Source organism: Symploca atlantica LB2515, assembly GCF_052546295.1.
Genome location: NZ_JBQWMT010000001.1, coordinates 4,846,150 through 4,858,908 on the forward strand (window position 1 = coordinate 4,846,150; position 12,759 = coordinate 4,858,908).

Here is a 12,759-nt window from a genome sequence, read left to right on the forward strand (position 1 = left end):
TGCTTTTGTTCCTACTCTATGAACATAATTACACGGTAATTATTCTTCGCTATCCTCGTTATTCTCAGCTTGAGGTTCAGCTTGAGGTTCGGCTTGAGGTTCAGCTTCTGATTCAGCTTGAGGTTCAGCTTCTGATTCAGCTTGAGGTTCAGCTTGAGGCTCAGCTTGAGGCTCAGCTTCTAATTTAGCTTCTGGTTCAGCTTGAGGTTCAGCCTTTGGTTCAGCTTTTGGTTCAGCTTTTGGTTCAGAGAATTCTTCTTCCTTCACCTCTACCGATTGCATTGCCTCTACCGATTCGATATCTTCTTCGATATACTCGTCTTCTTCGTAATCTAATGATGCTTCAAATTCTTCGTAGTCCTCATCGGTTTCAAGCTGACCGTGATGACCTTCGTAGATTGCATCAGCTAACTTACCGACTATTAGCTTAATCGAGCGGATAGCGTCATCATTAGCTGGAATTGGGATATCTACTCTATCGGGATCGCAATTAGTATCCAGCATCGATACGATAGGCAGATTAAGTTTTTCACACTCCAGAATCGCATTGTACTCGCGTCGCTGATCTACGATTACTACGATATCAGGAACTTTGCGCATCAATTTGATGCCGCCCAGGTACTTCTGGAGTTTGCCTAGTTCGCGACGTAGAACAGAAGCTTCTTTTTTCGGCAGTAGGTCAAGTGCACCACTGGTTTCCCGACGCTCCAGATCCTTTAAGCGCTCTACCCTCGTCTTGATGGTCTCCCAGTTGGTGAGCATGCCGCCTAACCACCTTTGGTTGACGTAGTAGGAGCCACAACGGGCAGCTTCTTGGGCTACGATACCAGCGGCTTGTCGCTTGGTGCCTACGAAGAGAAACTTCTTGCCCTGCTCTGAAGCATTGCGCACATAGCTGTAGGCATCTTCCATGAGATAGGCTGTCTGCACCAAGTCTATGATGTGGACACCGTTACGAGCCGTGTAAATGTAGGGAGACATTTTGGGGTTCCACCGACGGGTTTGATGACCAAAATGGACTCCTGCTTCAAGCATTTGAGCCAAAGATACAACTGGCATTCTTTTTTAACTCCTGGTTCGGGTTTATCCTCCACCCAGGCGCATTTCTTCGGCTATGACGCCACTAGAAACACCCGAAACCCTGGATGTGTGAATTTTAGACAACCCTACTAGCTTAGCACCAAAATGCTTGGCTTAACTGATAAGAGTAGAAGAAGATTTAGATTATGATTCTTTCTTTTGTTTTACCCTTTATGTTGCATTTCAGCATACGCAGCATAAACTCCTTGGACGTTGTACCAATTAAGAAAAATGCGGGCAATTTCCAGTGCCAATTGAGATTTACCTTGATCAATTAACCACTGTAAAAAAGGTGCCATGGTTCGCTCATTAAGCCTCCCAAAAACAGAAAGCCCACCCCATAACATTCGATGCAGTAAAGTCATCTGAATCATCATCCGTACTTCCCAGGTGGGATGCTTTTGGTAGAAAAGAACACCCATGCGTCCCCGTTGGATTTCTCGGTCAATCATAGAAGGAACTTGCTCTAAGTTAAAGGAAGGATGCCAATGATAACCGACAGCTTTAGGGCATTTAATTAATTTCAAACCCAACTTTTTCAACCTAACGCCTAACTCTAAATCTTCCCAGCCGTAAAGTTGAAAACGAGTATCAAAGAGTCCTGCTTTTTCTAACCATTTACGTGCGATCGCCACATTGCCAGTAGCAAAATAAGCAGCCGAGAAATCGGTAATTTTGTAGGGCTCGCTGGTGGGTTGCTCGAAGTTACAGGTATTAATTACCCAACCATAAGTAAAAAAGCGATCGTTTCCTAATTGTTGCTGTGCTTGTATCAATGCATCAGCGTGGGACTGGAGAAAATGCTCGGTAACTACTAAATCACTATCAATAAAAATAATTGTCTCACCAGTCGCCTGCTCAACACCGAGATTTCTCGCCGCTGCTGGTCCTTGGTGATCTTGAGAGAGCGATCGCACATGGGGAAATTCTTCTTTGTGTGCTGCTAGCCACCCCAAGGTATCATCAGTTGAACCGTCATCTACCAAGACAACTTCATAGCCAATGACGACGCTAGTAGCCCTAAGTTGCTGGTTTTCCAAAGCCCTCAGACATTTTTCGAGAATTGGTAGGCGATTGTAAGTAGGAATGACAACACTGAAAAACAAAGGAGCCTCTTGTCGCACAATTTAAATTAACTTCTTTGAAACTTTACCCATCCTAGTTTAGGCAGTTTTAAGCGATTCTCTATTACCTGAATAATGTAAAAATTAAGCAAAAACAACAGTGTAAAGATTTATAACAAAAACCTTGACCCCCACACCGAAGTCAAAGATGCTACTAGGCTATAAGAACAAAAAAGCCAAAAATCTGATCGCCGCCCAGAAGCCTGGAAAGCTTCTGAGAGGCTAACCCCCGAACTGCAAACCCAGTCTGGAGGCTTAGTGAAATGTTATCACTCTAGCCACCTCGACAACCCATGGCAAACGGCGGGGAGCAGCTTAAATTTTGGGCTTATGCGTCCCCTAAAATCAGAGTGATCTATCAATGTCCCAAAACCTAATCACCTCAGGATTAATCGACACAACACAACTGCCATTAGAGCAAGTACGCCTTCAAGTTTCCGTATTGTTGAAAGTCCCCCTCAAGCAAATCGAGCGCCTAGAGTTATGGCAAAATCAGGTCTGGGTAAAATTTGTTGAAGGTCGTGGCAAATTTGTCAGTTACCGTCAATTGCCGCTGTGGTTTGAGCAGGGTTTAGTTACTATTGAGAGTTGTACCGACCGTGTGAGTCTCAAACAACTTGGGGAAGTTTTGTTAGTTGAGCGAGATTGGTACGACGATAGCGATGAAACCGAAATAGTTCAGCAGTGGCATCAAGTAATCGAACACTGGAGAGATGCCTGGGGAAAAAAAGCACAGGCGATTCAAAGGGAAGAAGAACGGCTTAAACCGATTCTTACCCATCAACAAGAGGGCAAAGACTGGTTATTTGGTTGGCGACAAGTGTTGCGTTTTTGTAGAGATTGTGCATCTCTGAATCTTTTAGCTCCAGAAATCGAAGTGCAGAGTCAGCAGTTTCTCGATTTGCCGGAAGTGATGCAGGAAATGAGGCAACTCTTGCATCAGCGCTGGGTTGAACTGTCCCGCAACGAAGCTTAGAGGTAGAGTACTAGGTTGAGAAACTATAAACAGAGGGTTTAACTTCAACCCTAGACTTAGTAGTTTTTGTCAGCACTCGGTCAATCAATGAAGAATAGCTACCCAGAACAGGGCAGCATTTTCAAATGCGCCTTTTGTCAAGTAACCTTAGCGACAAAAGGGTATTTTTTAATTTTTATTTCAGAATGTTAGCTCAGATGTTACTAGAGTGATCCCAGACTGGCACTATTTAGATAAGGGGGAAGGCGAATTTTCAAGGAGCAACAGATGGCAGTGTATTTAGTCCGGCTGGTAAACCTAGCACATAACCTCGACCACACTATCGAAGTACCTGATGATCAGTACATTCTGGATATGGCCGAGGAAGCTGGCGCACGCTTACCTGCTGGATGTCGAGAAGGAACCTGTTCTTCCTGCATTGCCAAACTCGTGAAAGGTGAAGTTAATCAAAGTGAGCAAAAGTTTCTACAAGCTTCGGAAATAGAAGCAGGGTACACCGTAACCTGTGTTGCTTATCCCTTGTCTGACTGCACACTCGAAACTCACCAAGAACAAGTTTTATACAAATCGTCTCTCTACTTAATTCCTGATACTGATCAAAATAAGTGATTTTGAAACTGTTTAATTTTTTTGAAGTCTGGCAAAAACGCCAGCAATAAACACTCACACTAAAAAATTACCAGGGTATTTAAGATGAGTCGCTTACTGTACGAAAAATCGGTTTCCCACAAAGGACATTTAATTATTCCCTTTGTTTTTAGCATAATTGATGGTCGTTCTATCTATTCCTACAGATTAATCTCTGAATTGGGGAATAAAGGTAGGTTTCACAAGGTAGAAAATCCCGCTGGCATCTGTTCCAATAGACTCGACATTATTATCAATATTGCCCAAGAATTTCTTGATGAAAACTCAGATGTGGTCAAGAGTGGTGATTATTTTAGACGGCGCTACATCTATAACCACAATCTGATTATCGTTTACCAAGAGTTAGGTAAATGCTTCTACGATCACTATAAACCTGATAGTTTAAAAAATGTGGCAGCTCCGAGAATTTTTGCATCTGAAGAAGATTGTCTAACTTGGATTAAACAAGGTTTAGATCCTGCAAATATTGGCGAGAATGCTGTACAGGGATAGTAACTCAATTTTGGATCATTCCGCTTCGCTCAGGACAGGTTTTGGATTTTGGATTATCTCTATGGATGAACTCAGGTGCTGGTTGTGATCTTAATCCAAAATCCTTTTTCCATTTGCCTTAACTCTAACGCTTGCGAGCCACAATCTGAAAAAGATGCCAGTGTTTTTGTTGACCCAAAGCTGTTTTTCCTGGATGCTCTTCTTCCTCAAATGCCTCAACTTCAAAAGGCTGGAGTAACTCTTCTACTTGTTCAGGGGTGTGATGATTCATCGAGGTATAAACTGACCAAGAGTCACGCTCACCTAATAGTTGACCACAAAAACGACCACCAGAGCGCAGAGAGGCTACAATTTTTTGCCATAAACCGGGAAAATATTCTGGCGGACAAAAAGGCAGTGAAAAACTAGCATTGACCAAATCTACTGACTCTGGCAAGCTTACCTCTTCAAAGCCGCTGACTTTGGTTTCTAGGCGTTCAGCAGTTATATCGGGACGACTCAGCAAACGTGAGATTGCCTCTTGTTGAGCATCAATTCCCAATACCCGCCAACCGCGCTTCAGGAGTTCTATTGTATCGCGTCCTTCCCCACAACCAAGATCCACTGCCAAGGGCGATTCAGCAGCTGAGTTTTCTCCATCAAAAAGTTCTAATGCTTTCAGGAGTGTCTCTCGGGGGGGACGACCAACAACAGCATCATAGTATGCAGACCAATTAGGCTGATAAATTTTATTTTCTACTTGAGATTGGCTGGGTTCCAACATCGGTAACTGTTCATTAGTAGAGTAATAAAGATTATTTTCCCATTATTAGTAGAGTAATAAAGATTATCTTGCCACAAACTTCAGAAATATCTAGGCACCTTTAAGGGTTTGTATTAAAATTCCCGGTAATTTTTGTGTGCTTAATTACATAGACTTACTATTAGACTTATTGCAAAAATCATAGATGAACAAGAGATGTATTTGCCAGCATTGTCACAACTTAATGCAGATAATTATCTATGTTACTCAAGATGTTTATATAACTATTGGTAGATGTTTGATACTTCAAGTTTTATTACAAATATCGTGAGATAAGTTCTATTATCAGTAGCCTGAGGTAAGCATTTTTAAGAATAGGTTAAAAACAGATTATAAAAGTAGCTTAAGTTTGAGCTAAGCAGATCATATTGTGGTAAAAGTAAAAATTTTATAAAAAAGCTATGTTCTGTCAGTTATCGTGAAGAAAATGAAAACTGAACCTAGTAAAGCGTAAAAATTTAATAAGAATTAAGGGGAATAATTAATGACAGTAACACCAACCAGACCTACACAACAAAAAAGTCCCCTTGCCGCAGAAGAACTGCGCAAGATTCATGCTTACTGGCGTGCAGCTAACTATCTTTCTGTCGGACAAATATATCTACATGACAACCCACTACTCAAAGAAGCCTTAAACTTAGAACACATCAAGCCTAGGTTACTAGGTCACTGGGGCACGACTCCGGGGCTGAACTTCATCTATGCACACTTAAACCGCGTCATTAAAGCTCAAGATTTAGACGTTATTTACATCGCAGGGCCTGGTCATGGTGGTCCTGGTCTAGTTGCCAATACTTACCTAGAAGGCACCTACAGTGAAGTGTACCCCAACATTTCCCCAGATGCCGAAGGGATGAAGAAGCTCTTCAAACAATTCTCTTTCCCTGGTGGCATCCCTAGCCATGTTGCTCCCGAAACCCCTGGCTCGATTCATGAAGGGGGAGAACTGGGTTATGCACTATCTCATGCTTACGGCGCTGCTTTCGATAACCCCGACTTAATTGTCGCCTGCGTGGTTGGTGACGGAGAAGCGGAAACAGGTGCTCTGGCAACTAGTTGGCACTCGAACAAGTTTCTCAACCCAGTGCGCGACGGTGCGGTGCTGCCGATTCTACACCTCAACGGTTACAAGATTGCCAATCCGACACTGTTAGCACGGATTTCTCACGAGGAATTGGAAAGCTTATTTATTGGTTACGGCTACAAACCCTATTTTGTTGAGGGTTCTGAACCAGAAACCATGCATCAGTTGATGGCCCAAACCTTGGACACGGTGATTGCAGAGATTAAAGCAATCCAGCAGGAGGCTCGTACTAACGGGTATACTAAACGTCCCCAGTGGCCGGTGATTATTTTGCGATCGCCTAAGGGTTGGACAGGCCCGAAAGAAGTCGATGGCAAAAAAACCGAAGATTATTGGCGATCGCACCAAGTCCCTTTATCGGGGTTAGCTTCCCATCCAGAACACGTGACTATGCTGGAAGACTGGATGAAAAGCTACAAGCCGGAAGAACTCTTCGATGAAAACGGACAATTAATTCCCGAACTAGCAGAGTTGGCACCTCAAGGCAATCGCCGTATGGGAGCCAACCCCCATGCTAACGGTGGCATTTTGCTAAAAAACCTGAAAATGCCAGATTTCCGGGATTATGCGGTTGAAGTGTCCAAACCAGGTGCTGTTATTGCACAAGCAACTCAAATTATGGGGTGCTTTTTGCGGGATGTGATGAAACTCAATATGAATAATTTCCGAGTGATGGGCCCGGACGAAACCGTATCAAACCGCCTCGGTAGCTTACTTGAAGTAACTAATCGGACATGGACAGCCGAGATCCTTCCAGAAGACGACCATTTGGCTGCGGATGGTCGTGTCATGGAAATCCTCAGTGAGCATACTTGCCAAGGTTGGCTAGAAGGATATCTACTTACTGGTCGCCACGGCTTCTTCTCTTGCTACGAGGCGTTTATCCACATCATTGACTCGATGTTCAACCAACACGCCAAGTGGCTGAAGACCACTAGCAACGACATTGCTTGGCGTCGGCCCATTGCCTCTCTTAATTACCTACTAACTTCCCACGTCTGGCGGCAGGATCACAATGGTTTTTCTCACCAAGACCCTGGTTTTATTGATCATGTGATTAATAAAAAGGGAGATGTCATCCGGGTTTACCTACCCCCTGATGCTAATACCCTGCTGTCTGTAACTGACCACTGTCTAAACAGCCGCAACTATATCAACGTTATCGTGGCGGGTAAGCAACCTGAGTTGCAATACCTGGATATGGAAGCAGCGATTAAGCACTGCACAGGAGGGATTGGCATTTGGGAGTGGGCCAGCAATGACCAAGGTAGTGAACCGGATGTGGTGATGGCTTGTGCGGGAGATGTTCCCACCTTAGAAACCCTGGCTGCTGTTGACATAATCCGGCAAAACTTCCATGAGCTCAAGGTACGGGTAATTAACGTGGTTGACCTGATGAAGCTTCAACCGGAAAGTGAACACCCTCACGGTCTGTCGGATAAGGAATTTGATACTCTCTTCACTACAGACAAGCCGATTATCTTTGCTTATCACGGCTACCCTTGGCTGATCCATCGCCTGACTTACCGCCGGACAAATCACAAAAATCTCCATGTCCGGGGTTATAAGGAAGAGGGAACGACAACGACACCGTTTGACATGGTGGTACGCAATGATCTAGACCGCTTCCACCTCGTAGGAGACGTAATTGATCGAGTGCCGAAGTTGGGGTACGCAGCGGCTTATGTCAAACAGCATCTGCGCGATAAATTGATTGAACACAAGCACTACATTACTAAGTACGGTGAAGATATGCCTGAGATTCGTGATTGGCAATGGCCTGACTCAAGGGAAAATAGTTAATTGAAAAGGGAAAATTGAGGCCACATGTCAGCCAAATTCTGGCAGATGCAGCTCAATTTTCTATTTTCTCTGCTGTGGGGAAATCTCCCGTGTAAATTTCCTTGACAAAACCACTTCCCCAAAAAGAGAAGGAAATCTCCCACTTTCTGTGCAGTAGACGAATCAAGACATGGCTTAATTTGCTTCCCCTACTAAAGATGATCTTCAGCGTCGGGAGTGTGTCAAATTAGTTTACAGGTAGCTCTTTTGAGATTTTCATGAATATAGCCACTATCTCAACTACACCCTTTACCGACCAAAAGCCCGGAACTTCAGGGCTACGCAAGGCGGTTACGGTTTTCCAGAAACCTCATTACTTAGAAAATTTTGTCCAGTCAATCTTCGATAGCCTGGAAGGCTCTCAGGGTAAGACGTTGGTTCTTGGTGGCGACGGTCGCTACTATAATCGCCAAGCTATCCAAACCATCTTAAAAATGGCAGCAGCCAATGGTTTTGGGCGGATTTTAGTTGGTCGTGGTGGTATTATGTCTACCCCGGCTGCTTCCTGCGTAATCCGTAAATACCAAGCATTCGGTGGCATTATCCTCTCCGCCAGTCACAACCCAGGTGGCCCAGAGGGTGACTTTGGCATCAAGTACAACACCAGCAATGGTGGCCCAGCACCGGAAAAGGTAACTGAGGCAATTTATGCTTGTTCTAAAGAGATTGAGCAGTATAAAATCCTGGAAGCAGAGGATATTGATCTAGACAAGCTGGGTGAATTTAAATTAGGTTCTATGGCAGTCGAAGTGCTCGACTCCGTGCAGCCCTATACGCAATTAATGGAGTCCCTGTTTGATTTTGATCGCATTCAGGAGTTACTAACTTCCAGACAATTTCGCATGTGCATGGATACGATGCACGCTGTGACTGGACCCTATGCTCATAGTATTTTAGAGCATCGCTTAGGAGCACCAGCCGGGACAGTGGTTAACGGCACACCTTTGGAAGATTTTGGTGGTGGTCACCCCGACCCTAACTTGGTGTATGCTCACGATCTAGTAGACATCCTCTTCGGTGAAGACGCCCCAGCTTTTGGTGCAGCTTCCGATGGAGATGGCGATCGCAATATGATCTTAGGACGCCATTTCTTTGTTACTCCCAGTGATAGTTTAGCGGTGTTAACTGCCAACGCTCACCTGGTTCCAGGCTATAGTCAAGGTCTAGCAGGAGTTGCCAGATCAATGCCTACCAGTGGCGCTGTAGACAGAGTAGCCGCCCAAGCGGGAATTGACTGCTACGAGACTCCCACAGGTTGGAAGTTTTTCGGCAATTTACTCGATGCTGGTAAAGCAACCCTGTGCGGTGAAGAAAGCTTTGGTACTGGTTCTAACCACGTCCGGGAAAAAGATGGACTCTGGGCAGTGTTATTCTGGCTGAATATCCTGGCAGTACGGGGTGAATCAGTAGAGCAAATTGTTCGTAGTCACTGGCAAACCTATGGTCGCAATTTCTATTCCCGCCACGATTATGAAGAAGTAGACGCTCAAAAAGCTGGGGAACTGATGGAACGTCTGCGTCAGATGACTCCAGAAATGAAAGGTAAGCAACTGGGTAACTACGAAGTCGATTACAGTGATGATTTTAGCTACACTGACCCAGTAGATGGTAGCGTCAGTAATAAACAAGGTATTCGCATTGTCTTTACTGATGGTTCTCGTATTGTTTTTCGCCTTTCTGGTACGGGAACAAAAGGAGCCACACTCAGAGTTTATTTAGAAAGCTACGAACCGGATGCTAGTAAACATGACCAAGATACCCAAAAAGCATTAGCACCATTAATTGAAATTGCCGAGCAAGTAGCTCAGATTAAGGACTCTACAGGAAGGGAACAACCAACTGTAATTACATAAAGAAAAAGCAAGAGAAGTGGGGGAGTAAGGCTTCTGAAATTGAGAACTAAAAAGATAATTTTGCTTTAAATTTTTAAGTTCTGCTCCCCCGATCTTTCCATACCGAATATCAACCCTATTGCAGAACTAATTCATGAGTTTAACGCTATATTTCCTACGCCATGGGGAAACAACCGCCAGTCGTCAAGGAGGTTATTGTGGGACGCTGGACGTGGAATTAACTCCAGAAGGTAGGCAGATGGCGTCTGATTTTGCTGCTGCCTATAAAACCATACCTTGGACAGCGGTTTTTGTTAGTCCAATGCGTCGCACCATCGCCACAGCTAAACCTTTGTGTGAGGCTGCGGGTATGGAAATGCAACTCAGGGATGGACTTAAAGAAATTGCCTACGGTAAGTGGGAAGGAAAATCACCGGAGGAAGTGGATCGTGACTTCCATGATGAATATATTCGCTGGTTAAATGATCCAGGCTGGAATTCTCCCACCGGGGGAGAGAAGGGTGTAGATATTGCCCGTCGTAGTTTTGCTGTAATTGACGAAATTGAACGCAGTTGCGATGCGGGTAATGTACTGGTGGTATCTCACAAAGCCACAATCCGTATTATGCTCTGCTTGCTACTAGGTATCGATGTCGGTAGATTTCGCGATCGCATTGGTATGCAGGTTGCTTCTGTCAGCATTGTCGAGTATGGTACTCGCGGCCCCTTACTTAAGGTATTAGGCGATCGATCTCATCTGAGTGAACAATTACGCCATCTACCGGGTAATTAGTACCAATTGAGCCAAAATATTCGCTAATTAAGTCAAACTTTAGGGTATGTTAGTGACGGACAAGTAACAAGTAATAAGCATGCCCTTGAGCGGAGCGAAGGGTAACAAGTAACAAGTAATAGACTCTACCTTTTTGGGAATCCATCCGGTGAGTAAAGACAAGGGCATTCTCGTCTATACGTCTTGTACCCAAACCTATTATTTATTACCTCTAAGTGTTGCCCGTTACTTGTTCCCTTTTAAGCGCCGCTAGATCGAGATATCTTGAATTCTCAATCCCTATTTACAGGAATCATCAAGCCATGCTGACACCGGCAGAAACAGTAATTATCTTTCAAAAACAGCCAGAACCTCAAGTCTTTTCGGCGGGCCAAGTCATTTTTGAGGAAGGACAACCCGGAGATATTATGTATGGCATCATCGAAGGAGAGGTAGAGTTGTTCATTGATGGCAAGGTTGTAGAAACAATTAAGCATGGTGATGTTTTTGGCGAAGGCGCACTAGTCCAAGAAACAGGAGATAGAGCCTCAACAGCTATTGCTAAAACTGATTGCCGATTGGCTACACTCGACGAAGAGCGATTTTTGTTTGCAGTTCAAGAAACACCGATGTTTGCTCTTGGCGTGATTAGAAGTTACTCAACTCGTCTGCGCCGTTTGAAGCGTGAAGTCTAATACTGCTATTGATTTTTTGGGCAAAATTTGGGTAGTTAACTATATTTAACCCCATGAAAATCTTAGTGCTTAATGCGGGTTCAAGTTCTCAGAAAAGTTGCTTATATCAGTTAAGCGGCGAGACTTTGCCGGAGCAATCCCCAAAACCGTTGTGGGAAGCTAACATTGACTGGAGTGTCGCCAATGGTCGTGGTGTCCTCAAAGTTAAAGTTCAGGGAGCAACACAAGAAACTAAACTAGAATCCGATGACCGTCATCAAGGGATGGCGCAGATGCTAGACACCCTGACTCAGGGGGAAACACCAGTATTAGATCAGCTATCAGAAATTGACATAGTGGGTCATCGTGTGGTGCACGGGGGGCAAGATTATACTCAGCCGACTTTAGTTACTCCTGAAGTCAAAGAGGCGATCGCTCGTTTATCTACCCTAGCACCCGCCCATAACCCCGCAAACTTAGAGGGAATTGAAGCTATTGAGCAGGTTTTAGGGGATATTCCTCAACTAGTAGTATTTGACACCGCTTTTCACAGTAAAATCCCCCTGGAAGCAGCGGTTTATCCTATACCCTACGAGTGGTTTGAGAAAGGCATCCGTCGCTATGGCTTTCATGGCATCAGCCATCAATACTGCGCTGAACGTAGTGCTCAAATCCTTGGCAAACCTTTAGATTCCCTTAAAATAATTACTTGCCATTTGGGTAATGGCTGTTCTTTGGCAGCTATTAAAGATGGTGTCAGCATTGACACGACTATGGGATTCACGCCGCTGGAAGGGTTAATGATGGGTAACCGCAGTGGCTCAATTGACCCAGCAATTTTGATCTACTGGATGCGAGAATACGATTTAGACGCAGCTCAGTTGGATGAAATGCTCAATAAAGCTTCTGGTTTTAAGGGGGTTTCGGGCATTTCCGCCGATCTGCGAACTATTCAAGAAGCGATCGCTCAAGGCAACAAACGCGCTCAATTAGCCCTTGAGATCTTTATCCACCGACTGCGAGCATTGATCGGGGCGATGCTTGCCAGTCTCGGCGGCTTAGATGCGCTGGTGTTTACCGCAGGCATTGGAGAAAATAATCCAGAGGTACGCCAGAAAGCCTGTGAAGCTTTTGAGTTTCTGGGGGTGAAGCTAGATTTAGAGAAAAACTCTTCATCCCCCGTGAATCTTGATGTTGCTAGTCATGACTCAACCGTGCCAGTGTTGGTGGTGCATACTGAAGAAGACTGGGCAATTGCTCGCCAATGTTGGCATCAGTATAGATCTTAAACTTAGCAGGCAATAATCTTAATTATTTTCCCACTTTACACTCTCTACTTTTCCAGAGAAAGTGAAGCATAGGGTGTATGTAAAGCCTGCAACATTTAGCCTAAGCTGAAATCGGTTAGCCTTGGCTTAGATCACGGTGTGGGG

11 protein-coding genes are annotated in these 12,759 nt (G+C 44.5%); 8 read left to right on the forward strand and 3 right to left on the reverse strand.

Annotated features, from left to right (window positions below; translation table 11 throughout):
* Window positions 1-39: 39 nt before the first annotated feature.
* The gene (rpsB, locus tag ACT7WV_RS20125; RefSeq protein WP_463424189.1) at window positions 40-1,059 is read right to left on the reverse strand and encodes a 30S ribosomal protein S2; all 1,020 of its coding nucleotides are present in this window, start codon (window positions 1,057-1,059) and stop codon (window positions 40-42) included.
* A 185-nt stretch (window positions 1,060-1,244) separates the two neighbouring features.
* On the reverse strand, window positions 1,245-2,186 hold the full coding sequence (locus tag ACT7WV_RS20130) for a glycosyltransferase family 2 protein (protein WP_445105697.1): 942 nt from the start codon (window positions 2,184-2,186) through the stop codon (window positions 1,245-1,247).
* Window positions 2,187-2,565: 379 nt separating this feature from the next.
* On the opposite strand from ACT7WV_RS20130, the gene ACT7WV_RS20135 reads away from it, so the two are divergent.
* The 3 genes from ACT7WV_RS20135 (at window position 2,566) to ACT7WV_RS20145 (ending at window position 4,320) form a co-directional block, all read left to right on the forward strand.
* Window positions 2,566-3,180, forward strand: a complete 615-nt coding sequence (locus tag ACT7WV_RS20135; RefSeq protein WP_445104598.1) for a hypothetical protein — start codon at window positions 2,566-2,568, stop codon at window positions 3,178-3,180.
* A 267-nt stretch (window positions 3,181-3,447) separates the two neighbouring features.
* Window positions 3,448-3,789 carry a 2Fe-2S iron-sulfur cluster-binding protein gene (locus ACT7WV_RS20140; RefSeq protein ID WP_445104599.1) on the forward strand — a complete coding sequence of 114 codons (342 nt, stop codon included), beginning with the start codon at window positions 3,448-3,450 and terminating at the stop codon, window positions 3,787-3,789.
* An 84-nt stretch (window positions 3,790-3,873) separates the two neighbouring features.
* Window positions 3,874-4,320: a hypothetical protein gene (locus tag ACT7WV_RS20145; protein WP_445104600.1), complete on the forward strand. Its 447-nt coding sequence runs from the start codon at window positions 3,874-3,876 to the stop codon at window positions 4,318-4,320.
* A gap of 124 nt (window positions 4,321-4,444) precedes the next feature.
* On the opposite strand, the gene ACT7WV_RS20150 is transcribed toward ACT7WV_RS20145, so the two are convergent.
* Window positions 4,445-5,083, reverse strand: a complete 639-nt coding sequence (locus tag ACT7WV_RS20150; protein WP_445104601.1) for a class I SAM-dependent methyltransferase — start codon at window positions 5,081-5,083, stop codon at window positions 4,445-4,447.
* A 523-nt stretch (window positions 5,084-5,606) separates the two neighbouring features.
* Between ACT7WV_RS20150 and ACT7WV_RS20155 the strand changes: the two genes are divergently transcribed.
* The 5 genes from ACT7WV_RS20155 to ACT7WV_RS20175 all read left to right on the forward strand — a co-directional run bounded on the left by ACT7WV_RS20155 (window position 5,607) and on the right by ACT7WV_RS20175 (window position 12,615).
* Window positions 5,607-8,009: a phosphoketolase family protein gene (locus ACT7WV_RS20155; RefSeq protein ID WP_445104602.1), complete on the forward strand. Its 2,403-nt coding sequence runs from the start codon at window positions 5,607-5,609 to the stop codon at window positions 8,007-8,009.
* Between the two features lie 257 nt (window positions 8,010-8,266).
* A complete protein-coding gene (locus tag ACT7WV_RS20160; RefSeq protein ID WP_445104603.1) occupies window positions 8,267-9,901 on the forward strand; it encodes an alpha-D-glucose phosphate-specific phosphoglucomutase in 1,635 nt (544 codons plus the stop codon).
* A 133-nt stretch (window positions 9,902-10,034) separates the two neighbouring features.
* Window positions 10,035-10,673: a histidine phosphatase family protein gene (locus tag ACT7WV_RS20165; protein ID WP_445104604.1), complete on the forward strand. Its 639-nt coding sequence runs from the start codon at window positions 10,035-10,037 to the stop codon at window positions 10,671-10,673.
* A 302-nt stretch (window positions 10,674-10,975) separates the two neighbouring features.
* Entirely contained in the window at window positions 10,976-11,347 is a 372-nt protein-coding gene (locus ACT7WV_RS20170; RefSeq protein ID WP_445104605.1) for a cyclic nucleotide-binding domain-containing protein, read from the forward strand.
* Window positions 11,348-11,400: 53 nt separating this feature from the next.
* Window positions 11,401-12,615 carry an acetate kinase gene (locus tag ACT7WV_RS20175; RefSeq protein ID WP_445104606.1) on the forward strand — a complete coding sequence of 405 codons (1,215 nt, stop codon included), beginning with the start codon at window positions 11,401-11,403 and terminating at the stop codon, window positions 12,613-12,615.
* Window positions 12,616-12,759: the final 144 nt, after the last annotated feature.